The 25,654-nt window shown below is 55.5% G+C and carries 20 protein-coding genes; 16 read left to right on the top strand and 4 right to left on the bottom strand.

Annotated features, from left to right (window positions below):
* The first annotated feature begins 18 nt into the window (after window positions 1-18).
* The 13 genes from CSQ89_RS05480 (at window position 19) to CSQ89_RS05420 (ending at window position 17,394) form a co-directional block, all read left to right on the top strand.
* Window positions 19-1,308, top strand: a complete 1,290-nt coding sequence (locus CSQ89_RS05480; protein ID WP_099405179.1) for a DegT/DnrJ/EryC1/StrS family aminotransferase — start codon at window positions 19-21, stop codon at window positions 1,306-1,308.
* On the top strand, window positions 1,305-1,856 hold the full coding sequence (locus CSQ89_RS05475; protein WP_099405178.1) for a GNAT family N-acetyltransferase: 552 nt from the start codon (window positions 1,305-1,307) through the stop codon (window positions 1,854-1,856). Before CSQ89_RS05480 ends, CSQ89_RS05475 begins: the two co-directional genes overlap by 4 nt.
* 103 nt (window positions 1,857-1,959) lie before the next feature.
* A complete protein-coding gene (locus CSQ89_RS05470; RefSeq protein ID WP_099405177.1) occupies window positions 1,960-3,210 on the top strand; it encodes a class I SAM-dependent methyltransferase in 1,251 nt (416 codons plus the stop codon).
* On the top strand, window positions 3,207-7,958 hold the full coding sequence (locus tag CSQ89_RS05465) for a glycosyltransferase (RefSeq protein ID WP_099405176.1): 4,752 nt from the start codon (window positions 3,207-3,209) through the stop codon (window positions 7,956-7,958). The genes CSQ89_RS05470 and CSQ89_RS05465 overlap by 4 nt, the downstream gene beginning before the upstream one ends.
* Before the next feature lie 146 nt (window positions 7,959-8,104).
* Window positions 8,105-9,793: a flagellin N-terminal helical domain-containing protein gene (locus CSQ89_RS05460; protein WP_199065235.1), complete on the top strand. Its 1,689-nt coding sequence runs from the start codon at window positions 8,105-8,107 to the stop codon at window positions 9,791-9,793.
* Between the two features lie 84 nt (window positions 9,794-9,877).
* Window positions 9,878-10,258, top strand: a complete 381-nt coding sequence (locus CSQ89_RS05455; RefSeq protein WP_099405174.1) for a flagellar protein FlaG — start codon at window positions 9,878-9,880, stop codon at window positions 10,256-10,258.
* 48 nt (window positions 10,259-10,306) lie between these two features.
* Window positions 10,307-12,373, top strand: coding sequence for a flagellar filament capping protein FliD (gene fliD, locus CSQ89_RS05450; protein WP_099405173.1), 2,067 nt, complete (start codon window positions 10,307-10,309; stop codon window positions 12,371-12,373).
* Between the two features lie 24 nt (window positions 12,374-12,397).
* Window positions 12,398-12,859 carry a flagellar export chaperone FliS gene (fliS, locus tag CSQ89_RS05445; RefSeq protein ID WP_099405172.1) on the top strand — a complete coding sequence of 154 codons (462 nt, stop codon included), beginning with the start codon at window positions 12,398-12,400 and terminating at the stop codon, window positions 12,857-12,859.
* Window positions 12,852-13,187 carry a hypothetical protein gene (locus CSQ89_RS05440; RefSeq protein WP_139023026.1) on the top strand — a complete coding sequence of 112 codons (336 nt, stop codon included), beginning with the start codon at window positions 12,852-12,854 and terminating at the stop codon, window positions 13,185-13,187. Before fliS ends, CSQ89_RS05440 begins: the two co-directional genes overlap by 8 nt.
* A 42-nt stretch (window positions 13,188-13,229) precedes the next feature.
* Window positions 13,230-13,595: a DUF2802 domain-containing protein gene (locus CSQ89_RS05435; RefSeq protein ID WP_099405170.1), complete on the top strand. Its 366-nt coding sequence runs from the start codon at window positions 13,230-13,232 to the stop codon at window positions 13,593-13,595.
* A gap of 14 nt (window positions 13,596-13,609) precedes the next feature.
* Window positions 13,610-14,782, top strand: a complete 1,173-nt coding sequence (gene fliK / locus CSQ89_RS05430; protein ID WP_099405169.1) for a flagellar hook-length control protein FliK — start codon at window positions 13,610-13,612, stop codon at window positions 14,780-14,782.
* A 2-nt stretch (window positions 14,783-14,784) separates the two neighbouring features.
* On the top strand, window positions 14,785-15,123 hold the full coding sequence (locus CSQ89_RS05425; protein ID WP_099405168.1) for an EscU/YscU/HrcU family type III secretion system export apparatus switch protein: 339 nt from the start codon (window positions 14,785-14,787) through the stop codon (window positions 15,121-15,123).
* Between the two features lie 633 nt (window positions 15,124-15,756).
* The gene (locus CSQ89_RS05420; RefSeq protein WP_308418117.1) at window positions 15,757-17,394 is read left to right on the top strand and encodes a flagellin N-terminal helical domain-containing protein; all 1,638 of its coding nucleotides are present in this window, start codon (window positions 15,757-15,759) and stop codon (window positions 17,392-17,394) included.
* Between the two features lie 87 nt (window positions 17,395-17,481).
* Here the strand turns inward: CSQ89_RS05420 and CSQ89_RS05415 are convergent, their stop codons facing one another.
* Entirely contained in the window at window positions 17,482-18,327 is an 846-nt protein-coding gene (locus tag CSQ89_RS05415) for a 23S rRNA (adenine(2030)-N(6))-methyltransferase RlmJ (protein WP_099405166.1), read from the bottom strand.
* A gap of 219 nt (window positions 18,328-18,546) precedes the next feature.
* Between CSQ89_RS05415 and cysD the strand changes: the two genes are divergently transcribed.
* The gene (cysD, locus tag CSQ89_RS05410) at window positions 18,547-19,473 is read left to right on the top strand and encodes a sulfate adenylyltransferase subunit CysD (protein WP_099405165.1); all 927 of its coding nucleotides are present in this window, start codon (window positions 18,547-18,549) and stop codon (window positions 19,471-19,473) included.
* Window positions 19,473-20,906 (top strand): sulfate adenylyltransferase subunit CysN, encoded by a 1,434-nt coding sequence (cysN, locus tag CSQ89_RS05405; protein ID WP_099405164.1) that lies wholly within the window; start codon window positions 19,473-19,475, stop codon window positions 20,904-20,906. Before cysD ends, cysN begins: the two co-directional genes overlap by 1 nt.
* A 47-nt stretch (window positions 20,907-20,953) precedes the next feature.
* Here the strand turns inward: cysN and CSQ89_RS05400 are convergent, their stop codons facing one another.
* From CSQ89_RS05400 to CSQ89_RS05390, 3 genes are all read right to left on the bottom strand, one after another.
* The gene (locus tag CSQ89_RS05400; RefSeq protein ID WP_186293359.1) at window positions 20,954-21,259 is read right to left on the bottom strand and encodes an STAS domain-containing protein; all 306 of its coding nucleotides are present in this window, start codon (window positions 21,257-21,259) and stop codon (window positions 20,954-20,956) included.
* 391 nt (window positions 21,260-21,650) lie between these two features.
* Window positions 21,651-24,221, bottom strand: a complete 2,571-nt coding sequence (locus tag CSQ89_RS05395) for a [protein-PII] uridylyltransferase (protein ID WP_099405163.1) — start codon at window positions 24,219-24,221, stop codon at window positions 21,651-21,653.
* A 222-nt stretch (window positions 24,222-24,443) separates the two neighbouring features.
* Window positions 24,444-24,890, bottom strand: a complete 447-nt coding sequence (locus CSQ89_RS05390; RefSeq protein ID WP_099405162.1) for a GNAT family N-acetyltransferase — start codon at window positions 24,888-24,890, stop codon at window positions 24,444-24,446.
* Window positions 24,891-24,968: 78 nt separating this feature from the next.
* Here CSQ89_RS05390 and CSQ89_RS05385 point away from each other — a divergent pair, with 78 nt between their 5' ends.
* The gene (locus tag CSQ89_RS05385; RefSeq protein WP_099405161.1) at window positions 24,969-25,511 is read left to right on the top strand and encodes an AAA family ATPase; all 543 of its coding nucleotides are present in this window, start codon (window positions 24,969-24,971) and stop codon (window positions 25,509-25,511) included.
* Window positions 25,512-25,654 lie beyond the last annotated feature (143 nt).

Raw genomic sequence — 25,654 nt, 5'->3', positions numbered from 1 at the left:
TGTCCGGATGGTACTGGTATGACGCAACAACTTGCTTTGTTGGGTGGCCAAGCCGTGCGCAATGCGCCGCTTCCTGCCTACAACACCTTGGGGCCGGAAGAGCGGGCTGCCGTCAATGCGGTGCTCGATAGTGCGGTGCTGTCACGTTTTCTGGGAGCATGGACCCCGGATTTCTATGGTGGCGACCGGGTACAAGCGCTGGAGCGCGCGTGGGAAAGACATTTTGATATTCCCCATGCCGTATCGATGAATTCGGCCACGTCCTGCCTGTATGCCGCAGTGGGCGCGCTGGGCATCGGCCCAGGTGATGAAGTCATCGTATCGCCCTACACCATGTCGGCTTCAGCAGTTGCCGCAGTGGTATATGGGGCGATACCGGTATTTGCCGATATTGACCCTGACACCTTCTGCCTGTCGGCTGCCACGATTGCAGCGCGGATCACACCGCGTACCAAGGCGATCATTGTGGTGGATATCTTTGGCCAGCCTGCTGACTTCGAACCCATCATGGCCCTCGCGCGCCAGCATGGCCTGCGGGTGATTGAAGACAACGCCCAGGGACCCGGTGCCCGATATCAGGGCCGATATAGCGGTACTTTGGCTGATATCGGCGTGTTCAGCCTCAACTACCACAAGACCATCCATTGCGGAGAAGGCGGTATTGCCGTGACTGCCGATGCCGATCTTGCGGAACGGATGCGGTTGATTCGCAATCATGCCGAGGCGGTGGCCAAGCCCAAGGCTGAAACCAACCTCGTCAATCTGGTTGGTTTCAACTATCGGATGACGGAAATCGAAGCGGCGATTGCGGCAGAGCAACTGAAAAAGTTGCCGGCCCTGCTTGCCACCCGGCAAGCCAATGCCGCTCGGCTAAGCCAGCGGTTGGCGGGTTTGCCCGGTATCAGCATACCGGTGGTTTCGCCCGATGTTGAGCATGGTTGGTATGTCTACGCCATTAAATATGACGCCCATAGCAACGGTGTTTCACGCGTGCGGCTGGCGCAGGCACTGCGGGCTGAAGGGATTCCGGTCGGCGAAGGCTATGTCGAGCCAATTTACCTGCAACCGATGTACCAGCAGCGGATCGCTATTGGCCGTGATGGCTTTCCGTTTACATACCCAGGTTACCAGGGCGAGTTGAACTACGCGCGTGGGCTGTGCCCAGTTACCGAGCGGATGCATTTTGAAACACTGCTTTATGCCGACTATGTGCATGCCAGCCTTACGCCAGCCGATGTCGACAGTATCGCCAATGCCTGGGAGAAGGTTTTGACCCAACTTGATAGCCTGCGTGAGGGAAAAGCATGAGTGCCGCACCACCCTTTCTACGTGGCCCGCGAGTCCACCTGCGCGCACTGAGCGAAGCCGATGCCGATGGCCATTACGTTACGTGGCTGAACGATGCGGAAGCCTGTGCTGGCAACAGCCACCATGTTTTCCCCTTCAGCCGGGAAGCCGCACGGGAATTCATCCGCAGTAATCAAAACCGCCAAGACAGCCTGATGCTCGCCATCGTGATCGCCGAAAGTGGCCGCCATGTTGGCAATATCGTGCTCAACCAGATTCATCCACGCCATCGTTCAGCCGAGTTCGCCATCTTGCTGGGGGATCGCAGCGTGTGGGGGACCGGCATCGGTTACGAGGCCAGCCTATTGTTGATCGAACATGGTTTCAAGGCACTGGGCCTGCACCGCATCTACTGTGGCACCTATGCCAACAACGTGGGGATGATGGCATTGGCGTTCAAACTGGGCATGCGAGAAGAAGGGCGCCGCATCGAGGCTGCCTGGAAAAATGGGCAGTTTGTGGATGTCGTGGAATTCGCCGTACTGAGCGCTGCGTTTCTTGCAGTGTAGATGACCCATGAAATGGGTCATGCCCAGCCAGGCCCCAGAACAGCGGCAAGGCGATAAAAGTGCCAGCCTGCAGTGAACTGAAAACCAAAGACGGGAACGCAAGATGAGTGAAAACAAGCAAGCGTTGATCGATTGGAAGACCGATGCCTGGAAGGATGCCAACATGGTTTCGTGGTATTCCAAGCGCATGTTTGAGAATACCGGCACCAACCAGCTCAAGCATCAGCTGGAAATGCGCTATATCGAACGCTATGCCACCGGGAAGCGCGTGCTGGATGTCGGGATAGGCACCGGGCGTGGTTCCATTCCTCTGGCACAGCGCGGTATGGACGTGACTGGGATCGACAGCTCGCAGGCCATGCTGGATGAGACCAGGCGGTTGGCGGGTGACGCGCCGATGACGTTGCTGCCCGGTGACGTAGCCAGGCTGCCGTTGCCCGATGCGGACTTCGATTTTCTGCTATCGCTCAACGTCGTTGTGCACTTTCCGCATTGGCGCACCATCTTGCAGGAGTGGGACCGGGTGCTGAAGCCGGGTGGGCGCATTTTGTTCGATATCCACTCCTTGGACCATCTGGAAGCCGTTTACGGCGCGGGTGAAGCAACACAGCGCATGGTGGCCGAGGGCGAGGCTGCGTTTGGCAGCTATATGTCGCTGGCGCGTGCGCACGAAATCGTGGCCTGGGCCGATGACAATGGCTATTGCGTGGAAGCGATCACAGCGGTAGGCGGCTTTGTGGTGAGTACTCGCAACCACTGGCTCAATAATATCGAGACCAAACACTGGTGGAACCGCCTGCTGGGGTGGATGACGTCCGACCCCAAGCTGTTCGAGTTCGCGCTGTGGCTGGAAACCGAGGTGGTGTGGCAGTTGCCGACGACGGCGACCGGCCGCTACATGGTGGTGCTTGATAAAAAACCCGACCCGGCTGGCAACGCCGCTTGGCTGGCAGCGCAGGAGCAACTCAATGGATTATGGCGCGCTGGGGATATTGCCCAGACCCTGCCGGCCTTCCCTGAACAGAAAGTGGAACGCCTGCAAACGATGCTGATCCACCCACGCAATACCTATCTGCTGTTTGAGCTCCTCAAGGTTGTGCGCACCCATTTCCCGGGGATTTCGCTGAAGGATTATCTGCCGCAGGGGATAAGCGAACTGTTTGAGGACTGGCAGTTGCAGGAAGAGATTGATCTCTACGCCTTAAGGGTGGCGGGCGAATGGCGGCGCAGTGGTGATTTCGGCGCCAAGTTTGAACATGCCGGCGTGCCTTTCGGGCCCGGGATGGAATACAACATGATGAGAGATATCCTCGTCGACTATCTGAATATCTTTGCCCAGGGAGAACAACCATGAAGCAAGGCGCCATTCTCTCCCTGTTATGGCTGCGTTACAGCAAGGTGATCGAGGCATTCTGCGCCAACGAACCCGGCCTGATCATCATTTGCCCACGGGCCCACTTCGATGCGCCGTTGGCAGAACGCCTGCAACAGTCGGGTTCGACATTGATCGAACTGGAAAGCCTCTTGGATGACGCCGCGCAGCAACGTATTCACCAAGGTGTGAATGATGGCTTATCCAAGCTGGCGCACTACTTCACCACTACCGGTTGGGAAGACGGGTGCACCACGCTGGAGCTTGATGAAAAGCGCTTCCAGCCCCTGCTGAAAGCCCGTGCCGATGCCGAAATACCCGGTTTGGTGCACCTGTTGGAAAGCTTGCAGCTGGCGTTTGAGCAATTCGATATCCGCCTGTTGGTGACCAGCGAAGATCTGACTTCGGCTTCCAAGACAGCCGTCATCTGGGCCAAGCGCCAGTCCATCCCCAGCCTGCAACTGATGCATGGTGTGGCGTTGAGCAAACCTTATACCGTGCACGGGGCCTTGTTCGCCGACTCGTTGGCGGTGTATGGGCAACGTGGGCTGGAGAGCTATCTCGACATTGGCGTCGACCCCAAGCGCTGCTATGTCACCGGTAACCCGGCCTGGGATGGCTATCCCGCCCACATTGGTCGGCGGGCGGAATACCGCAGCAAGTTTGCCAAGCAACTTGGCCTCGATAGCCAGAAACCCTGGTTGGTGTTCGGTACAACCTGGGCCGCGAACCTGACGGCGCTGGGCGACCCTCAGGCGTTTGAAAGCGGGGTACGGCAATTTCTGGCGGGGGTCAGCGCCCTGCATGAAGCAGGAATCGCTGCCGAATATGTGATCAAGGACCGGCCCGGCTCGAATGTGGAGGGTGAGGCTGGGGTAGCACGGATCGCCCGTGAGCTTGGCCTGCCTGACAAAGCCTATTGCTATAGCACGGATGGGGCGGAGGAGTGGGTGGTGGCCGCCGATGTGGTGGTAGGGACTGATTCGAATATCCAGGTCGAAGCCATGCTGGCGGGCACGCCGGTGGTGAACCTCATGAATTGGATTGGCATGCGGCTGGGCCCAAGTTTCGATGCCGACAGCGGCGTGGTTGAAGTCGTGCCCAACGAGTTGGGGCCCATACTGGCGCATCTGGCCAGCAGTAACGAAACACGGCAGCACCTAGCCGGCAAGGTCAAGGCAGCGGCACCTCGATATAACGTGGGCGTAGATGGGCAATCGCATCAACGAGTTGCTGAGTTGATGCGGCAATTGCTGCGGCCCAACGCCCCCACCAAGTACCTTTGGCAGGAGCTGCTTGATGTCGAGCACATCGATGCGACGGGTTACCACGATGGCCGTCGTCCCGATTTGGTGGAGATGTTCACCAATGATCCCAAGCTGTTGCTGGATATCGGTTGCTCGGCAGGGGGAACCGGCTTTGCCTTCAAGCAAAAATACCCTGAAGCGAAGGTATGGGGGGTCGAGATCAACAAGTCGGCGGCGGAAAAAGCGGCCACCCGGCTCGACAAGGTGCTCAACGGTAAATTCGAGGATTTCGACATGGTCGCCGAAGGCATCGAGCCGGGTACGCTCGATGCGGTGATCATCGCCGATGTGCTCGAGCATATGTACAACCCATGGGATGTGTTGACGCGGCTCAAGCCCTTGCTCTCACCCAAGGGCCAGATTGTCACCAGCATCCCCAACACCCGTAATGTCGGCTTGATGGAAGACCTGGCGCGCGGCTACTGGCGCTACGACGCCTGGGGCCTGCTGGACATCACCCATATCCGCTTCTTCACCTACAAGGAAATCAAGCGTTTCTTCCACGAAACCGGCTATCACATTGTGAAGGCGGTCAATGGCATCGACCCACGCTTGCGCTCCCTTTTCGACCTGTTCTCCACCAAGGTCCCGTGCGATATCGACTGCGGCAAGATGGTGATGAAGAATGTGACGTTGGAGGAGTTGAGCGAGCTGTGCTCCTTGCAGTTCTACACGGTGGTGGAGCTTGGTGCCCAGCCATTGACCGACTACAACCCGATCGCCCAGCCGGCAATCCAGCCAGGCGAAGCCTACGAGCATTTCCTGCGCTCGCATCTGCTTACCAAGGTCGAGGTAGGGCATTACGAGAAGCGGATCGCCCAGTGGGGGCACCAGCCCATGGTCCACGCTGTGGTCGTGGCGAGTCCGGAAACGCTCGGCCAGATTCCGGTCACGATCCAGGCCCTGGCCAATCAGTTGTATTTCCGGGTTCGCTTTACCTTGCTGGCGCCCTGCGCCGTTCCGGAAGGGTTTGCAGAGAACACCCGCATGCAATGGCTGACCTATGAGGGCCAACCGAATACGGCAGTCAACCAGGTATTGATCGAAAGCGATGCCGACTGGGTGACGGTGCTGCAATCGGGTGACGAGATTGCACCGCAGGGGTTGTTATATCTGATGGAAGCGGCCTACAGCCATCCGGACTGGCGCGTTATCTACACTGATGAAGACCGGCGCGAAGAAGGAGGGCGCCATAGCTCGCCTTACTTCAAGCCTGACTTCTGTCCCGACTATTTCCTGGCCTTGCCCTACATTGGCGACTTCTTCCTGATTCGCCAGGAGAGCTTTGCCCAGTTGGGTGGCTATTCCACCGAGGCGCTGGGTGCGGGCAACTTCGACTTGCTGTTGCGTGTGCAGGAACAATACGGTAACGCGGCGTTTGGGCATGTCAGCGATGTGCTCTACCACCGTGCGGAAAAACGCAGTCTCGACACCTTACCCACCCAGGAAAGCATTGCCGCTGGCCAGGTCGCACTGGTTGATTCGCTACGCCGCCGCAAGGTGGATGCGGAAGTGGTAGGTGGCAGCCTGCCGGGTACCTATCGGGTACGTTATCGGCATGCCGGCCAGCCGCGTGTGTCCATCATCATGCTGACGCGTGAACATCTGGCCGACCTGCAACGTACGTTGGAAGGCCTGCTCAATAACACCGACTGGCCCGATTACGAACTATTGTTGATCGACACCGGGAGTGAAGACCAAGCCACCTTGGGCTATCTGTCGGATCTGGACCAGATGGGTGATGATCGCCTCCGGGTCTATCGTGTCACCGAGGATTTGAATTTTGCCAAGCTGCGAAACCAAGCGGCAGCCGAGGCGACCGGCGAATATTTGTTATTTCTGGACAACGACATCACACCTATCCAGGCGAGCTGGTTGCCAGAGATGATGGCAGAAGCACAGCGCACCGAAGTCGGCGTGGTTGGCCCACGACTGCTGCGGCCAGACGGTACGGTGGACGATGCCGGACGTATTCTGGGCCTGCTGGGTGTCGCCGAAAGTCCGTTTGTGGGCCTGCGTTTTGATGAGCCCGGGTACTACGGTCGTTTGCAAACCGTCCAGAATTATTCGGCCGTCTCGGGCAGTTGCCTGCTGATACGCCGAACCGTATTCCAGCAGGTTGGGGGAATGGACGAGATGTTTGATCTCTATCAAGCCGACCATGACCTCTGCCTGCGTGTCGGTGCTGCGGGTTACCGCATCATCTGGACACCCTATGCTAACTTGGTCCATACGCGGGGCACCAGCCTTAACGACGGTGTGTTGATACCCACAGCACAACGTGTTGAGCGCGAGCATGCCAACCAAGCGTTGCTGTACCAGCATTGGCTCAAGCAGCTGTCATTTGACCCGGCTTACAACAGTAATTTGATCCTGCAAGGCGGGGTGTTTGAGATCGAACCCCGGCCCCAGCTGACGAAGAAAGCATTGCCCTGGAAGCCACTGCCGCGGCTGTTGTCGATACCCGGCGATAACTGGGGTTGCGGCAACTATCGCATCATCCAGCCGCATTCGGCCGCTGTGAAGCAAGGGTTGGTCGAAGGCTGGAAGTCATTTGACCATTACCTGATGGTTGAGATTGGCCGGATGGAGCCTGACACCATCGTGCTGCAGCGGCAGATGATGGACCACCAGATCCCTTTCCTGCGTGAATACAAGTTGCAGCGGAATATCCGGCTGATCTTTGAAGCCGATGACCTGATGACGGAAGTACCCAAGAAGAGTCTCCATCGTCCCGATCTGCCCCGCAATATGGGGGAAAAGATGCGCAAGGCCTTGGGCTACTGCGACCGTTTTATTGTTACGACAGAGCCGCTCAAGGAAGCCTTTGCGGATATGCATGACGATATCCGGGTGGTGCCGAACAGCATCGACATTGACATATGGGGCGACTTCAAACCCCGACGTCGGATGGGGAAAAAACCGAGAGTAGGCTGGGCTGGCGGTGTAAGCCACGGTGGCGATCTGGAAATCATCTATGACGTGGTGCGCGAGTTAGCGGACGAGGTCGAGTGGGTGTTCTTTGGTATGGCGCCCGAGCCACTGCGTGATTTCCTGGCCGATATTCGGGTTGGCGTGTCGTTTGAGGAATACCCACGTCATCTTGCCAGCCTTAACTTGGATGTAGGTATCGCGCCGCTGGAACTCAATGCATTCAATGCGTGCAAGAGCAATCTGCGTGTGCTTGAGTACGGAATACTGGGCTACCCGATGATTGCGACCAATTGGACGCCTTACCAAGGCGATTATCCAATTACGTTGGTAGAGAACCGTACGGCGGATTGGGTGAAAGCCATACGCGAGCATATCCATGACCTGGACGAAGCGGCGCGGCGTGGTGACCGGCTCCGGCAATATGTAATAGACAACTGGCTGCTGCAAAACCGGCTGCCAGCATGGATGTCTGCATGGTTTGATTTTTAGGTGACGGATGGACCGGCAAAAATTGCTGCCTTTCTGGAAATTTTTGCCGGTCAGCCCTAAAGTTCCATCAGTGCTCGTCGATAAAGGGAGCAAGGCGTTGACCGCCTGGTTAATTTAACCTCAGCCCCTCAGAAGGAGACGAGATCATGCAAGTCATCAACACCAACATCCCGTCGCTCAACGCCCAGCGGAACCTAACCAGAACCACCGAAGGCTTGAGCACGTCGCTGCAACGTTTGTCTACCGGCTTGCGTATCAACTCCGCTAAGGATGATGCAGCAGGCCTGTCGATTGCTTCGCGGATGACCTCACAAATCCGCGGTATGGATCAAGCCCGTCGTAACGCAAACGATGGTGTTTCGTTGGCGCAGGTTGGTGAAGGCGCGCTTGGTCAAATGAGCGATCTGCTACAGCGCATCCGCGAACTCGCAGTGCAGTCCGCTAACGGTACGAACTCCGTGTCGGACCGGGCATCATTGAATTCGGAAGTTTCCCAACTGACGGCTGAGTTGGATCGGTTTGCGATCACGACCGACTTCAACGGGCAGAAGCTGTTTGATGGCTCTTTCGGCTCGGCTGCCTACCAGATTGGCGCAAACGCCAACGAGGTAGTCACTGCAACGACAGCCAACTTCCGCACCAATAACTACGGCACCTACCAAATGCGCAGCCAGCTGTCGCTGGCAACCTTCGCCCAGACCGGTACGGTATCCGGTACTGTCATCAGCGGCGGGACATCGGGCTCGGTGCTTGACTCGCGTAATGCGAACGGTTCAGGCGCCATCAGTATCAATGGCGGTAATGGCGGTGCAACTATCGCCAACCTTGGTTCTGGCTCATCAGCCCGTGATGTGGCAGCGGCTGTCAATGCGACCAACACCGGTGTACGCGCCAGCGCTCGCACCCAGGCGCTGATTCAATTCAACGTCAGCTCTGCCGGTGGTATCGGCGTCAGCTCGGGTACTACGGATGGCGTCAGCGGTAACGGCTTGTCGTATTCGGTCAACGTCACCGGTTCCAATACCCAGGTTGTCAACGTCACCTTCAAGGTGGGCGATAATCGCTCGACTTCCGGGTTGGCCGAAGCCGTGCAGGCGTTTAACGACCGGGCTTCACAAACAGGGATTACTGCCCGCTTGAACGACACTGGCAGCGCCATCATCCTGTCCAATGACGATGGTAGCGACATTGTGTTGCAGAGCGTCTCGACGGCTGTCGACACGGCCTCAACCGGTGTCATCTCTCTGGCTACTGGTGGTGCCGGTGGCACACCGATCTCTGGCGCTTACCACATGAGTGCGGTTGGCTCTGGTGGTTCGGCGGGTGGCGCAAGCCAGACATCGGGCTTCCTCCTCCGTATCGGTGGACAGGTTACACTGGACTCCGACAAGAGTTATTCGATTTCGGCTCTGAGCGGCACCACCTTCCAGTCGGGTGTGTTCGCATCGTCCGGTTCGACGCCAAATGCAACTTCGGGCCGCGCCCTGATCTCGGGGAACAGCCTGAGTTCCAACCTGGTGGCGGTGAACGCACTGGATGTGACAACGGTAGACGGCGCTAACCAAGCCCTGCGTATCGTAGACAGTGCGCTTTCAGTGGTGAACGGCCAGCGCGCCAAGTTTGGTGCCTTGCAGAACCGGTTCCAGGCGACGATTGCCAACTTGCAAACGGCTTCTGAAAACATCTCAGCTTCCCGCTCACGGATTCAGGATGCTGACTTTGCCTCTGAAACGGCAAACCTGACCAAGGCACAGATCTTGCAACAGGCTGGTACTGCGATGCTGGCGCAAGCCAACGCGCTGCCGAATCAGGTGCTCACTTTGCTCCGCGGTTAATCAGAACGATTCGATTAACGCAGAGACGATCCGCCCCGGCAGCGCCAACTGGCGAGCTGGGGCTTTTGCCTAGGAGAAGCCATCATGCAAGTACAAGCAGTCGGTGTTTCGCTGGTTCCGACCGGCAGCCAAACCGAGGCCCAGGCCGCGCGCAAGGCAACACAGGGCGAGCAGGAGGTGGCAGCACAACAAAGCGCCACTCAATCAGGTGCAGTGAATAAGCCTGAGCACGCCGAAGATAAACAACTGAGTGTTGAAGAGTCGGTTGAAAAGTTGAATCAAACGGTGGCGACGTTCAATCGCAGCCTGCAATTCAGTATCGATAAAGATACGCGGATGAATATCGTCAGGGTCGTGGATGTGAGTTCGAAGGAAGTTATCCGGCAGATTCCATCCCAGGAAGTCGTAGAGATTGCCAAGGCAATTGATAAATTGCAGGGCCTGCTGTTGAGTGACAAGGCTTAGCGCGGGACCTGCGGTGCGACCAAGTGTCGCGGATCGGAGGGTAATACGATGGCGCTTACATCCACCGGCCTGGGGTCTGGGCTGAATGTCGAAGATCTGGTTACCAAACTGGTTGCAGCTGAGCGAGACCCCGCGCAGAAGCAGCTGACGGCAAAAGCCACTACCGCGACCGCCAAGCTCACTGCATTGGGTACCGTGCGTGGTGCGCTGTCTTCGTTCCAATCAGCGGTGCAGGCGCTTGAAAGTGCCTCAAAGTTCGTTACCCCTGTTACCAGTTCCTCAGATTCTACCAGTGTTACGGCTACCGCTACGGCTTCTGCCCCTTTGGGTAGCCATGCCATCTCTGTTTCACAGCTGGCGCAAAACCAGCGCGTGAAAACCGGTGTGTTCAACAGTGTTGATGCGGTTATCGGTACAGGCAAACTGATCATCGACTTTGGCACTATCGCGGATGCCACAACGGGCAATGCCACGACGCCCGATGCCAGTGGTAACTACAGCAATGCCAAGTTCACCACCAACACCAAGCGTTCCACCGCTACCATCAATATTGACTCTCAGCACAATACCCTTAGCGGTATCCGTGAGGCGATCAATTCGGCCGGTGCTGGCGTAACCGCTTCCATCATCAATGACGGCAGTGGTTTTCGTTTGGTCTTGTCTTCTGACGCCACAGGCGAGTCGAATTCGATGCGCATTACGGTAGTCGACCCTGACCTCAGCAGTACGGATACCAATGGCCTATCGAAGCTGGCTTATGACGTGACCCGTCCCAGCGCCAGCGGGCAGAATCTAGCTGAGGTGCAAAGCGGTAAGAGCGCCAAATTGAAGGTCGATGGCGTCGATGTCAGTTCAGAATCCAATACCCCTTCAGACATATTGTCCGGGATTGCGCTGAACTTGCAGAAGATCACCACCGCGCCGGTTACGATTTCTGTCGGGCGAGACCCAACCAATACCAGCAAGTTGATTGACAGTTTTGTTACTGCCTACAACGAGTTGAGCAAAACAGTCAGCGACGTCAGTTATTACGACAAGGCAATCGGTAAGGCTGGGGCATTGCAAGGTGAGACGTCGATTCGTTCGTTGCAATACTCACTACGTAGTGTGATGAATAGCCAGCTTACCGGTGGGACATTCACCCGCTTGGCTGATGTCGGTATCGGTTTTGCCAAAGATGGCACCATGACCTACGACAGCAGCAAGTTCAACGCTGCCATCGCCAAAGATTCTGCTTCTGTGGCCGCCTTGTTCGGCAGTTACGGTGTCGCCACGGACACCCAACTTTCCTACGTCAGCTCCACCGGGTCGACCAAGCCGGGTAAATATGACGTATCCATCAGCCAGATGGCCGCCCAAGGGGCGTTGACTGCTGGTGCGGTGGTCCCTTCGGCCACCAATATCAACCTGACCAGCACAACCAATACCTTGACGGTATCTGTTGATGGCACAACGTCGGGCACGATTACGTTGAATGCTGCGAACTATGCAACAACTGCGGATTTGGCGGTTGAACTCCAGGCCAAGATTAATGGCGACCCAACCATCAAAGCGGCTGGCGGGGGTGTATCGGTTAGTTTTGATGTCGGGACGCAGAAATTTGCCATTACGTCGAATCGTTACGGGGCGACTTCGTCAGTTGCGATCAGTTCGATCAGTACCGACCTGAATACAGCGCTCGGTTTTGCAACATCGGATACCGGTACCGCTGGTTCGGATGTGGCAGGCTCAATTGGTGGTAACGCCGCGACAGGTAGCGGCCAGTATCTGACCGGTTCTGGCGCTGCGATAGGCCTCAAGGTATTGATTTCAGGCGGTGCCGCCGGCGCACGTGGTACGGTGTCGTATAATCGCGGTTTTGCCTATCAGCTTGACGATGCGATCAATGCGCAGACTGCCACTACCGGTATGATTGCTGGGCGCGCCAATACGCTTAATAGCTCGATCGATGCCATGAATACGCAGTTCACCAAGCTCAATACCCGCATGAATGAATTGGAAAAACGTTATCGAGCGCAGTTTACACAGCTCGATATCACGATATCCAAACTCCAAAGTACAAGTAGTTACCTTTCCCAGCAGTTGTCGGCCCTGTCTTCGCTGAATTCGCGGTGACGTGCCCGTAAGGATGAGTGGCGTATGCCCGCCAATGTCAAAAACGCGTTGAGTGCCTACGGACAGAGTAGCATTGAGCAGGATGTTGAACATGCCTCGCCGCACAAGCTGATCTGTCTGTTGTACGAGGGTGCCATCAAGGCCCTGTTCATGGCCAAGATGCATATGCAAAACCATGAGATTGGGCCTAAGGGGTTGGCGATTTCCAAAGCAATTGCCATTATTGAGGAGGGTCTTCGTAATAGTCTGGATGCAGAAAAAAGTGGTGATATCGCTGCGAATCTGGACACTTTGTACGATTACATGAGCCGACGCCTTCTGGAAGCTAACTTCCATAATGACGTTAATGCGCTTGATGAAGTGCAGTTATTACTTTCCCAGCTGAAGGAATCCTGGGAATCGATTGATAAGACAACAGAGGCGAACAAACCAGCGGAAGAACCGCCGGAGACGGGTCGCCAACCTTTGAGCTATGGCCGTGTCTGATACCCGATTATCCGATTACACACACTTGTTGGAATTAACCCAGGCCTTGCTGGCATTAGCCCGTGCTGAAGCGTGGGATACATTGCTTGACGCGATACCGGCGCAGCAAGCGGCCATGGCCGCCACCCTTCGGGGCAATGATGCCTTATCGAATTGTCCTGCCGACATACGGGCGGCATTGACCGCACTAATCAAACAGATCGACACTGCGAATCGAGAAGTACTTGAGCGCGTTACCGCTTGGCGTACTCAAGTTTCAGCTATCCTTGAAGAAATCAATGCAACTCGGCAAAACGGCAAGCGCATCAGTCGTGCCTATGGTGGCTGATTACGGTGAGTCCCTGAGTGTGGCTTCGATGGATATGGCAACATGACTGCTTTTTTCTCTCTGGGATGGCAGTGGCTAGTAAGCGCCACACTGTTTGTGGGGTGCTTGGTGTATCTCATTTTGCTCTCGCTGCGGGTTACTCAGAACAAGCAAGTTACTCGGCAATTGCTTGAGCGCATAGAATATCTGGAAGATCAGCTGCAAATCATTCGCCGCGAGTTGTCCGGCGTCGCGGAACGTAGTCACCCCCCAGAATCACCCGAACCCGTAGGTGAGACCGCCTATGCGCAGGCAATGCGTTTGGCCGGCCAGGGGCTGGACTCGTCTGCCGTTGCCGCAGGTTGCGGTATTTCGCGTGGTGAGGCGGAATTGATCGTTGCCCTTTATCGCGCGTCGCAGCGCCCTTGATACGGTAGGCGGCCATGATTCCCGCCAACGCAATTGCCTCTTCGCTCCAAGTCTATGTAAAACCAGCAGAAGCTCCGCTTATTCAAGCGGTTGATGCGCTGCAGGAAATCCAGAAGCTATTCACGGTGGGCGAGCAGGTAAGGGCGCAGGTGACCGGTATGTTGTCCAATGGCCGGTATGCTGTATTGGTCAAAGACCAGTTGCTGGATCTAAACCTGCCGCGCAATACTGAAGAAGGCGAAACCTTCGACATGCGCGTGTTGGCCAACTCGCCGCGTCTTACCTTCCTGCTGCCACGCCTTCAAGCGAATCCCAATGCGCCCACCTTACCACAACAGACATTGCCAGACTCCTCAAGCAATGTGGAGATAAGCGGCACAGCGCGTTTCCTCGGCGAGTTGATTACAGAAACCACGACAGAGCAAGCGGATGGGCCAGCAATGGCCCGCCTGCAACCCACTTTGCAGCCATTGGCGCCGGAAAGTGGAAAAACGTTGGATACCACCAAACTGGCGGAATCTCTCAAACAGGCATTGAGTGAAGGCGGGTTGTTCTATGAATCGCATTTGGCTGAATGGGCCGAGGGGTCTCGTTCTTTGAGTCAGTTGCTGGGGGAGCCGCAAGCACGTTTTGGCGACCAAGCCAAAGCCTTGCTAGATGCCAAGCGCGCTGAAAAACCCAGTGCCAAGGTACTCGGCGACAAGGGCGCAGATCAGGTATCAGATGTTGAGCAAGAGGATGATTTGCGCAATCGCCCAACCGCTCAGGGGGGGCAGCATGAGGGCGTATTTAATGATCTGGATGACATGCCTGCAGCTGCACGCCAATTGATTCAGCAGCAGTTGCAGCTGCTCGACCAGCGACAGCTGGTATGGGAAGGCTTTGCATGGCCCGGCCAACCGTTGCGCTGGGGTGTCGATGAGGATGGCGGCAACCGTGGTAATGAAGACACCAGTGTCGAAAAGGTCTGGCGGACCCGTTTGCAACTGACGCTGCCCCATATGGGGCAACTTGAAGTAGCCATTAGCTTGCATGGACAAAACCATGTGGAAGTCGGTTTTTTGGTGAAGCAAGCCGAAACCGCGTCGATGATCCGCGATGCCCAGTCACGTTTACAGCTGCAATTTGAAGCCGCTGGGTTGGCGTTGGACGCCAATCAGGTGCTCGTTGACGAGGATGAGCAGTAACTATGGCGAAGTATCGCCGCGCACCCGTACCCGAAGCCGTTGCGTTGGCTTATCGCGACGGTAGCAACGCACCGCGCGTTGTTGCCAAGGGACGCGGTATATTGGCGGAAACCATTATCGAAAAAGCCCGTGAGGCAGGTGTTTTCGTCCATGCTTCGCCGGAGTTGACGTCGCTATTGATGCAGGTGGATTTAGACAAGCAGATTCCGACCGAGCTATATCGTGCAGTAGCTGAATTGCTGGCCTTTATTCATTTCCTTGAGAACGGTGTTGAAGCAAAGGCGCCAGTATTTATCCCGCCAGCGGTTAATCCGGACGATGCCGCGGCTAATGAAGGCTAGGTGTGTTTCACCTTTCCCACACGTACTCATTCCCATACCCCCAATAAAGCCTGTGCCAGAGATGTAAAACCAAGTAGGCCACATCCTCTTTTTTCTTGGCGGCAAGTTATTGCCGCCATTATTTATTTAGGCGGCAAGTACTGCCAGCCACTTGCCGTTCCCCCTTATCTTCTGGGGAATGCTTCTTTGGTTTTACGCCAAATCCCCGCTGTTTATTACGCATAGCAAGGCCATTCCTCAAGAACCAACCGCCAAGCCACCAAAACCCAGGTAGAAATTCCTCTGGCATACCCCTTGCTGATAGACCTGTGTCCAAACCGTCAAGGGCATATGGAAATGATGTGCTTAGACCGAATCACAGTCAGGAGCTTCGTCGTACGCGCCGCATCGTCGGCCGTAAGGGGCTTGGACAAGACGCAAAAGCGGGGTGGGGTATGAATGGACATTAACAACCACCGTACTCCCCACGCAAGGGATTTGCAGGCTTTATCCGTTGCGTCTTGTAGTCGGTTTGTTGCCCGGGGGCAAGGGTAGCAACCGTGGGGAAATGAAAGCATAAAAGCCACGTTTCCATTCGGTGATCGACATTGACCGCGTCCTGCTACCCAGGGCACACGGCGAAGGAGAGCAATCATGCAAGTAATCAACACCAATATACCGTCGCTCAATGCGCAGCGGAATCTGGACGGTTCAAAGGGCAGTCTGGAAACCTCGTTGCAGCGACTTTCAACGGGATTACGCATCAACTCGGCACGAGATGATGCAGCAGGCTTGGCGATTTCTGAGCGTATGACTTCACAGATTCGTGGCTCAGACCAAGCCCGGCGAAATGCAAACGACGGCGTATCGCTGGCCCAGGTGGGAGAGGGCGCGCTGACGCAGATGGGCGACATTCTGCAACGTGTGCGTGAATTGGCTGTGCAATCAGCCAATGCCACCAACTCCGCACAGGATCGCCAAGCGCTGAATTCAGAAGTCAACCAACTGGTTGCCGAACTTGATCGCTTCGCGGTGGTTACCGATTTCAACGGCCTGAAGCTGTTTGATGGCACTTATGGCAGTTCAATCTATCAGGTTGGCCCCAACGCCAATCAGACGATTACAGCCACAACAGCAAACCTGCGCACTAATAATTATGGCAGCTATCAAATCACCAATATGGCGCAGCAAGCCATGTTTGCGATTACCGGTAGCTATACGGGTACGACATTTGGCGGGCAGATAGCCAGTGGCGGCTCAGTGGTTGCGGGTTCGGGTGGCGCCTCCGGTAGTCTGGCAATCAACGGCGGTAATGGTGGGGCTTCGCTCTCTACACTGACTTCTGCGTCAACGGCACGGGATGTCGCGGCCGCCATCAACTCTTCCAACAGTGGTGTGCGGGCTACAGCGCGCAATGCTGCCAATATCCAGTTTGCAAACACAACGGGCCTTTCCTATTCGCTTAACGTCACGGGCGCAAATAGCACTCCGGTGAACGTCACCTTCCAAGTGAAAGATGCACGAACTTCGGCCGGTTTATCTGAAGCAATCCAGTCGTTTAACGACCGTGCTTCGCAAACAGGTATCACTGCGCGCCTCAACGACACAGCAACTGGCATTGTGCTGACCAATGATGATGGTAGCGACATCATATTGCAGGCGGTTGCAACGACTCAAAATGGTGCGGTTTGCGGCACGATTTCATTATCGACCGGGGGGATAGGCGGGCTGGCACTGGCGCAGGCGTTCACTATTACCGCCAATGGTTCGGGTGGTGCAGCAGGCGGGGCGACGGCGACTTCTGGCGATGTGCTCAAGATCGGTGGGCAAGTCACCCTTGACTCGGACAAGAGCTATTCGATATCAACCAGCTCGATCGGCTTCCAAAGCGGCACCATCGCCTCTTCCGGCACCACAGCGAATGCTACGTCAGGGTTGTTCCTGAATTCCGGTACGAGCCTGGGTTCCACCCTGGCGGCTGTCGCCGTACTCGACGTGGGTTCGGTCGCCTCATCCACACAAGCACTGCGTATCGTGGACAGCGCCCTGGCAACCATCAACGGCCAGCGTGCGGCATTCGGCGCCTTGCAAAATCGCTTCATGGCGACGATCGCGAACTTGCAGGTTTCTGCCGAGAACCTCACGGCTTCTCGTTCGCGAATCCGTGATGCTGATTTTGCGCAGGAAACGGCGAGCCTGACACGTGCACAGATTCTTCAACAAGCGGGTACGGCGATGTTGGCACAGGCCAATGCCTTACCTAATCAGGTCCTGTCGCTGCTGCGTAGTTAAGCCCCCGGACACTGGGCAGCAGTATTTTCGGCCAGCGGTTAATTCCGCTGGCTTTTTTGCGCCTGGTTTATTGCTATCGGAACGTATTCAATCTGCCAGTTGTTCCAGCTGAAATGAAGCCGTGTCATCCAGCGCCAGAGTGTTGCACAACAAGGGCAGGGTGGCGTTTAGCTCGTCATGCAGCATCCAAGGTGGGTTCACAATAAACAGCCCACTGCCATGCATGCCAAAACCATCATCACGTGGTCTATGCACACTCAAGCTGACTTGCAGCCAACTTTTGGTGGGCAGTGCCTTTAATTGGCTGAGCATAGGGCGTAATTCTTGGCGTTGCAAAATAGGGTACCAAAGCGCATAAACCCCGGTCGGGAAGCGCTTCAATGCATCCTCAAGGGCTGTCACCACCCGTGGATAGTCTTGTTTGTCCTCATACGGTGGGTCGATCAGGACCACAGCACGGCGAGGTGGGGGTGGCAACAGTGCTTTCAGGCCGGCAAACCCATCACCTTTCTGGACCAGTGCCTGACGCCCCGCATTGCGCATGTTTTCTTCCAAAAGCGGGAAGTCTGTCGGATGTAGTTCGAACAGGCGTAATTTGTCGGCTGGTCGTAATAAGTTACGCGCTACCAGGGGAGAGCCCGGATAAAGCTTGAGCGCGCCATCGGGATTCAAATCCCGCACCAGTTGAACATAGTCGGCTAACCCAGTCGGCAAATCCTGCCGTTGCCACAGTCGGGCAATGCCGGTTGCGTATTCGGCGTTCTTGGCGGCATAGCCACTGTCGAGTTGGTAGCAGCCTGCACCGGCGTGGGTATCGATATACCAGTAGGGTTTGTCCTTTTGGTTTAGATAGCCAAGCATCTGGGCAAGAACATAGTGTTTGAGTACGTCGGCATGATTGCCGGCGTGGAAGGCATGGCGATAACTGAGCATGGCAAGCGGATTTGAAGGAATAGGGGGCGGATTTTATCCTGGCCACCAATAACGCGCCGACTTGATAACCATATGCCTATTTGTTTTTTAGAATAAAGCTTACTGTCTGGTAAAAATATAAGTAGCAACGATGCTGTAGTAGCGTAAGCGAACCTACTTACCAGTAAATCGGCCATGCCGCCCTCTTGAGCCGGCCTCTTAATCAAACGATTGCATCGAATGACCACACTGCTCCCCAGCCGGCTAACCCACTTGAAGCAATTGGAAGCCGAATCCATCCATATCATCCGTGAAGTGGTGGCCGAATTTGATAGCCCGGTGATGCTCTACTCGATTGGCAAGGATTCGGCGGTGATGCTGCATTTGGCCAGGAAGGCATTTGCACCGGGGAAACCGCCGTTTCCGTTGATGCATGTCGATACCACCTGGAAATTCCAGGCCATGTATGCATTGCGGGAAAAGCAGAAGGCAGAGGGGTGGAGCCTGATTACCCACGTGAACGAAGCCGGGTTGAAAGCCGGCATCAATCCATTCACGGCAGGCTCGGCCAAGCATACCGATGTGATGAAGACAGAAGGCTTGAAGCAGGCGCTGAACCAGTATGGCTTTGATGCAGCCTTTGGTGGTGCACGCCGGGATGAAGAAAAGAGCCGCGCCAAGGAAAGGGTTTACTCCTTCCGTGACAAAAACCACCGTTGGGACCCAAAAAACCAACGGCCGGAGCTTTGGAATAGCTACAACGCCAATATCGATAAGGGGGAGAGCATTCGTGTTTTTCCGCTGTCGAACTGGACGGAGCTGGATATCTGGCAATACATCTTTCTGGAACACATTGAAATTGTGCCCTTGTACTTTTCGGCCGAACGCCCGGTAGTGAATTTGAATGGCACGCTGGTGATGATCGACGATGACCGTATCCTGCAATACCTGACACCGGAGCAAAAAGCCCAGATCGAAACCAAGTCCGTCCGTTTTCGCACCCTTGGTTGTTACCCGCTGACCGGGGCCGTGGAATCGACCGCTGTCACGTTGCCAGAAATCATCCAGGAAATGTTGCTGGCCACGACCAGTGAACGGCAAGGGCGCGTTATCGACCATGATACCAGTGGGTCGATGGAAAAAAAGAAGATGGAAGGGTATTTCTGATGTCGCACCAGTCCAACCTGATCGCCAGCGATATCCTGGCTTACCTGAAGCAGCATGAAAATAAGGACATGTTGCGCTTTATCACCTGCGGCAATGTCGATGATGGTAAATCCACCTTGATCGGCCGCTTGTTGCATGACTCGAAACTGATATTCGAAGACCAGCTGGCCGCTATCCAGCGTGACTCGCAGAAGTACAACACCACCGATGGCGAGATCGACCTCGCCTTGCTGGTCGATGGTCTGCAGGCAGAGCGGGAGCAAGGCATCACTATTGATGTGGCCTATCGCTATTTCAGCACAGATAAGCGCAAGTTCATTATCGCCGACTGCCCGGGCCATGAACAATACACGCGCAATATGGCTACTGGCGCGTCAACCAGCAATTTGGCCATCATCCTGATCGACGCACGTCGTGGTATGCAGACCCAGACGCGACGGCACAGTTATATCGTCAGCTTGCTGGGTATCAAGCATGTGATCGTGGCGGTCAACAAGATGGATCTGGTTGATTTTGACCAGGCTGTCTTCGAGCGGATCAGAACCGAATACCTCGATTTTGCCGAACAGTTGGCGATATCTGATATTCGCTTTGTGCCGATTTCGGCCTTACGTGGCGACAATGTCGTGAACGCCTCAACCTATGCGCCTTGGTATGCCGGACCCACGCTGATGAAGCTACTGGAAACAGTGGAGGTGGATCATGACGTTCACCTCGGTGCTTTTCGATTGCCGGTGCAATACGTCAATCGTCCCAATCTGGATTTTCGCGGCTTTTGCGGCACCATCGCTGCGGGTGTCGTGCTGCCGGGCGATACTGTGGTTGCCCTGCCGTCCGGTAAGCAAAGCCGGGTCAAAACCCTTGTCACCTATGAAGGTGAGCAGACCCAAGCGCAGGCAGGACAGGCGATTACATTGACATTGGAAGATGAAATCGATGTTTCGCGTGGCGATATGTTGGTCAAGCTCGATAAGACATTGCCCAGTGTATCGACGGCATTTGACGCTCATATCGTTTGGATGAATGAGCAGCCGCTGCAAGTGGGGAAGGAATACGTTTTCAAGTTGGCGGGCAAGCAGGTATTTGGCCGGATTGAGCAAATTCTGCAACGTGTGGATGTAAACAGCTTGCTTGCGTCAGAAGCCCATCAACTCACCCTTAACGAAATCGGGCTATGCCGGGTATTTGTCAATGCGCCGGTGGTGTTTGATGCATACCGCCAGTGCCGCGGCACCGGTAGCTTCATTATGATCGACCGCCTCACCAACGCCACCGCCGGGGCCGGCATGATAACGGCGGCAGCCACTCCCCAAGTAGAAGCCGTATCCGAGTTGGCGCACTTGCGTGCCTTTGAAGTGGAATTGAATCAGTTGGTGCGTAAATACTTCCCACATTGGGAGGCAAAAGATATCAGCAAACTGTTTGGTCGCTAAACCCATAGCTGCTTGTAGGTAAGCGACTATGGGTAAGCCGCACCAGCTTACTGGATAGTGAACATATTCTGAAACTGAGCCATTTCGAAGACTTGTTTGACAGGTGCATGGCAATTAGTCAGGACAACATTTTTCTTCTGCATCGCTGCGCGCTCTTTCAATAAAAGTAGCATCCCCAAGGCGGAACTATCCAAGGATGGTACTTGGTCGAAATCAACGCGGATTTCCTGGACCTCGTTGGCATCCAGAAGCTCTTGACTGGCTTGGCGAAAATCCCGATGTTGTTGAAAATCAAACTGGCCCAATAACATCAGTCGGCCGACTTTCCCCTCAATTTTCACGATGGGTCGCATGGTTCCTTCCTCCGGTTTTGGCGGTAGAGATGTCGATCCTGAAATCAACGCCGCCATATATCCTATGAATAGAGTGTGTAAGCCATTTCCCCTCGGGACCTGTCTCAACTAAAACGAGGGGTATTCTTTTTATGGCAGAGGAGAAGGGTATTACAAGGTGACCGTGTACAACGAGACCCTTGTTTGAATTAGATTGAAAAGCAGCGTATGACTTAGAACCTGTCTAAAGTCTCGCGAGCTAAGGCAAGATAAGGCGAAAACAGCCGAGGAAGCGGAGTTTACACCGAGTAAATGAGCATTCCGAGGTCGTTTTCAACGCCATATTGCCGACGCGTAGCAGACTTTAGACAGGTTCTTACAAGCACCTCATATGATGAGGGCACTGTTGGCGTTACAACCGCAATGTCTCCAACAAGTCTGTTTCCAGACGTACCAATGACTTGGGGTCGGCCAATGCCGGGCCGGATAGGGTGAACGTGTCTTCCGCTCGCTCGCCCAGGGTCATGATCTTGGCGGAGTGAATGGCGACTGCATGAGCTGATAACACACGAGCAATCCGCGACAGCAAGCCCGGCCGATCGCCGGCCACCAAGGAGAGGATATGCAGCTTCTGCTTGTCGTCTGCGCGTATCAGTACCTGAGGGGGCAACGGAAAGTGCTTGAGCGCACGGCTCAATCGGCCATTCGGGGGTGCCGGTAAGGGGGAGGGGTGTTGCAGGAGCTGTCCCAATTCAAATTCGATATAGCCAATCAGGTCACGGTATTCAGTATCACGGCCATCTGCGATATCGACATAGAAACTGTCCAAGGCGTAGCCCTTGAGGGTGGTATAGATCTTGGCATCGAAAATACTGTAACCCCCACGCTCGAAAAAGGCGCAGATACGGGCGAACAGGTCTGGCTGATCGGGGCAGTAGACCAGTACTTGCAAACCGGCCTCGCCTTCCGTGGGGCGTGCGCGTACTACGATTTCCGCTTTATCGAAACGGCCCCAAAGGATGCGGCCGTGCCATGCAATTTCCGAGGCATCGTGACGTAGGAAGTAGACTGGGTCTAGTGTCTTCCACAATAGCTGGTGGGCGTCGTCACGCAAGCCCCGTAACCGCATCAGCCGCTGGGCTTCTTCACGCCGCTCGTCCAACGCATCGCTGGCATTGAGCGTGGCCCCGGTGAGATAGCGCCGGGTCGCCCGAAACAGGTCTTCCAACAGCTTGGATTTCCAGGCATTCCAAACCTTGGGGCTGGTACCGCGTATATCCGCCACCGTCAGCAGGTACAACGCAATCAAATGGCGTTCATCGCCTACCAGCTGAGCGAAGCTGACGACGGTATTGGGGTCGTAGACATCCTGCTTCTGTGCCACGTTGGACATGGTCAGGTGATGCTCGACCAGCCAGGCCACCATGTCGGTATCCTCTGCCGGCAGGCCATGGTTCTCGCAAAACTCGCGGGCATCCACCTTACCAAGTTGAGAGTGGTCTCCACCACGCCCTTTACCGATATCGTGGAACAGAGCCCCCAGATAGAGCACCTCGGGACGCACAAAGGTTTCGATCAGTTGCGAACAGGCCGGATATTCATGGTTGAAGGCCGGTGTAGCGAAACGACGCAGATTGCGTAATACCATCAGGATATGCTCATCCACGGTATAAACGTGGAAGAGGTCGTGCTGCATCCGCCCGACAATCTTGCCGAACGCCGGGATATACCGCCCCAATACACCGTATTGATTCATCCGCCGCATCACGCGCGTCGTACCATAGGGCTGGCGGACAATCTGCATGAACAATGCCTTGTTATCCGGGTCACGCCGAAAGGCAGCATTGATATGGGGCCGGGCATGCCACAGCGCCCGTAGCGTACTGGCGCCGATGGTGGTGAGTTCGGGGTGTTGTTGCAGGGTAAGAAAGGTTTCCAGGATTGCCGAGGGGGTTTGCTCATAGACCTCTGGATGGGCGATCTCCAAAACGTGGCCGTGCGCCACAAAATGCTCGCTCAATATCCTGGCGGCGATTGGCGCTTCGCCATAAAGCCGCTTACGGAGCGATTGAATCAGCAGCGGCTGCAACTGCGCCACAATCCGGGCGGATAGATAATAAACAGCCATCAGCTGTTCGCTGGCACGGCTGGCGGTGGTGTCCTCATAGCCAAAGCGTTTGGCCAGGGTGTTCTGGAAGTCGAACAGAATGCGATCTTCCCGTCGTTTGGCTACCAAGTGCAAGGCAATGCGGAAGGAGCACAACATTTGCTCAGCGCGTTTAAGCTTGCGCATTTCCTGGCCGGTCAGCATGCCGGCCTTGTGCAGACTGTTCCAGTCGTGGCCCAGGTTACAGGCGCGCGCCAACCAAAGAATCATATGCAAGTCGCGCAGGCCGCCCGGGGCTTCCTTCACATTGGGTTCCAGCTTGTTGATCGAGCCCTGGTGGCGATCGTACCGCTGTTGTTGCTCCAGCAATTTTGCTTCGAAGAAGCTGGCCGGGCTGAGATGTTGGAATACTGCCTCCACCAGCGCCGAATAGGCTGCACCGTTGCCGGCCAGCAAACGGGTTTCCAACAATGTGGTCTGCACTGTGATGTCGCGGCCGGCTTCAGTCAGGCACTCTGCCTGTGTGCGCACGCTGTGGCCCACTTCCAAGCCTAGATCCCACAACCAGCCGATAAAGCTTTCCACTTGGTCCAGCGTCGTTTGCGTTGTCTCGTCGGGCAGCAGAAACAACAGGTCAGTGTCTGAGCACGGAAACAACTGGCCGCGGCCATAACCGCCAACCGCAATCAGTGCGACGGCCGGGTCCATTCCACGCTCACGCCAGCGTTCGATTAGAAAGGCATCGACCAAACGGGCTTCTTGCTCCAGTAGTGGCAGAGCGTGTTCAGGGTCATGGTAATCGTTATGTATCGCCGCACGCGCGGCCTGTAAGTGTCGGCGGAGTTCAGCGCTAGTAGGGGCACATGGTTTGATCATAGAAGGCTGTAAAGCAGGCAAATGGGTTGTACTCATGGGAGCCGCAAGTCTGTAGACCGGTTCTAAGAACCTGTCTAAAGTCTGCTGTGCGTCAGCAATACGGCGTTGAAAACACCCTTGGAATGCTCATTTACCAATCGTAAACGCCGCTTCCTCGGCTGTTTTCGCCTTGTCTAGCTCTAGCTCGCGAGACTTTAGACAGGTTCTAAGACAGCATGGCGCTTAACCACGCTGCATTGCAATAAGCATCAGCCCATCGGGCAACCGTGTTTCGCTGACCAGGCGAAAACCATGGTTCTCATACAGCGTAATAGCTGGCGTATTGGCAGCAGCGGTCGAAACACGAACAGCTTGTTGGCCTGCCTGGCTGATGACGGCAGTCAGCAATGCGCGTGCAATGCCGCGCCGTTGTGCATGTGGGGCAACAACCAGTCGGCAAATCTCTAATGTTTCTTCCTGGGTGAGCAAGCCCACGGCACCCAGCAGCTCGCCATCTTCTCGCCAACCTATCAGGGTTTCACCGCAATCCATCAAATCGGACAAGGTTTCGCGCAACGGCGGCAGGTTGGCATAGCCGATCAGTTCCGCCTCCTGACGGTAGGCATGCCGTTGCACATTCAGTAACTCGCCGGCTTGCAAAGCATCAGCCAGATCCAGCTTGATCAGCATGCTGTGGCTCCCGGATAAAAATTCGACCTATCAGTGTCTGGATGACACTGCGCTTAAACAGTAAATATTGGAGAGGGTATGAACAACAACATAGAACGTTTCATTGTGCTCACAGGCGGGCCTGGATCAGGGAAAAGTACGCTGCTTGATCGTTTGGAGCAAGCGGGCTACGTACGTTCTGACGAAGCAGGTAGAGGCATTATTCAGCATCAAGTAGCGATTGGTGGTCATGCTTTACCCTGGTGCGATCCAGCTGCTTTCGCCGAACAGATGCTGGCTTGGGATATGCGCTCGTATCAACTTGCACAAAACAAGTCCGGTCCCGTTTTCTTTGACCGAGGGGTGCCCGATGTGGTGGGTTATCTGCAACTGGTTGGCTTGCCGGTGCCGGCGCATATGGAAAGCGCGGTAGAGATTTTTCGCTACAACCCACGTGTTTTCATTACACCGCCTTGGCCCGAAATATTTTGCCAGGACAACGAGCGAATGCAGAGCTACGCAGAAGCTGTCCGTACCTATGAGTCCCTGGTAAAGACATACCTAAAGTATGGCTACGAACTGATTGAACTGCCACGTCTACCTGTTGATGAAAGGGCGCAGTTTCTCTTGTCGGAAGTATGATGATGAAATAGGCAAATAAATCGGCATAGGGGCGACCAGATGTTCTGGCCGACCCCTGCCACACCACCCGGCATGCGGGTCCGCACCGGGCGGTTGGAGCAGTTGAGGTCAATCTGCCTCCAATTGATGCACATCGCCCGGTT

Source organism: Chitinimonas sp. BJB300 (assembly GCF_002735695.1).
Lineage (GTDB): Bacteria > Pseudomonadota > Gammaproteobacteria > Burkholderiales > Chitinimonadaceae > Chitinimonas.
The sequence above is the reverse complement of the archived record's forward strand: the minus strand, read 5'-3'. Positions and strand labels throughout refer to the sequence as shown.

What these genes read in the sequence shown, in the direction of transcription:
- CSQ89_RS05480 (WP_099405179.1), top strand. Translation starts at nt 19, where the DNA reads ATGACGCAACAACTTGCTTTGTTGGGTGGCCAAGCCGTGCGCAATGCG.
- CSQ89_RS05475 (WP_099405178.1), top strand. Translation starts at nt 1,305, where the DNA reads ATGAGTGCCGCACCACCCTTTCTACGTGGCCCGCGAGTCCACCTGCGC.
- CSQ89_RS05470 (WP_099405177.1), top strand. Translation starts at nt 1,960, where the DNA reads ATGAGTGAAAACAAGCAAGCGTTGATCGATTGGAAGACCGATGCCTGG.
- CSQ89_RS05465 (WP_099405176.1), top strand. Translation starts at nt 3,207, where the DNA reads ATGAAGCAAGGCGCCATTCTCTCCCTGTTATGGCTGCGTTACAGCAAG.
- CSQ89_RS05460 (WP_199065235.1), top strand. Translation starts at nt 8,105, where the DNA reads ATGCAAGTCATCAACACCAACATCCCGTCGCTCAACGCCCAGCGGAAC.
- CSQ89_RS05455 (WP_099405174.1), top strand. Translation starts at nt 9,878, where the DNA reads ATGCAAGTACAAGCAGTCGGTGTTTCGCTGGTTCCGACCGGCAGCCAA.
- fliD (WP_099405173.1), top strand. Translation starts at nt 10,307, where the DNA reads ATGGCGCTTACATCCACCGGCCTGGGGTCTGGGCTGAATGTCGAAGAT.
- fliS (WP_099405172.1), top strand. Translation starts at nt 12,398, where the DNA reads ATGCCCGCCAATGTCAAAAACGCGTTGAGTGCCTACGGACAGAGTAGC.
- CSQ89_RS05435 (WP_099405170.1), top strand. Translation starts at nt 13,230, where the DNA reads ATGACTGCTTTTTTCTCTCTGGGATGGCAGTGGCTAGTAAGCGCCACA.
- fliK (WP_099405169.1), top strand. Translation starts at nt 13,610, where the DNA reads ATGATTCCCGCCAACGCAATTGCCTCTTCGCTCCAAGTCTATGTAAAA.
- CSQ89_RS05425 (WP_099405168.1), top strand. Translation starts at nt 14,785, where the DNA reads ATGGCGAAGTATCGCCGCGCACCCGTACCCGAAGCCGTTGCGTTGGCT.
- CSQ89_RS05420 (WP_308418117.1), top strand. Translation starts at nt 15,757, where the DNA reads ATGCAAGTAATCAACACCAATATACCGTCGCTCAATGCGCAGCGGAAT.
- CSQ89_RS05415 (WP_099405166.1), bottom strand. Translation starts at nt 18,327, where the DNA reads ATGCTCAGTTATCGCCATGCCTTCCACGCCGGCAATCATGCCGACGTA.
- cysD (WP_099405165.1), top strand. Translation starts at nt 18,547, where the DNA reads ATGACCACACTGCTCCCCAGCCGGCTAACCCACTTGAAGCAATTGGAA.
- cysN (WP_099405164.1), top strand. Translation starts at nt 19,473, where the DNA reads ATGTCGCACCAGTCCAACCTGATCGCCAGCGATATCCTGGCTTACCTG.
- CSQ89_RS05400 (WP_186293359.1), bottom strand. Translation starts at nt 21,259, where the DNA reads ATGCGACCCATCGTGAAAATTGAGGGGAAAGTCGGCCGACTGATGTTA.
- CSQ89_RS05395 (WP_099405163.1), bottom strand. Translation starts at nt 24,221, where the DNA reads ATGATCAAACCATGTGCCCCTACTAGCGCTGAACTCCGCCGACACTTA.
- CSQ89_RS05390 (WP_099405162.1), bottom strand. Translation starts at nt 24,890, where the DNA reads ATGCTGATCAAGCTGGATCTGGCTGATGCTTTGCAAGCCGGCGAGTTA.
- CSQ89_RS05385 (WP_099405161.1), top strand. Translation starts at nt 24,969, where the DNA reads ATGAACAACAACATAGAACGTTTCATTGTGCTCACAGGCGGGCCTGGA.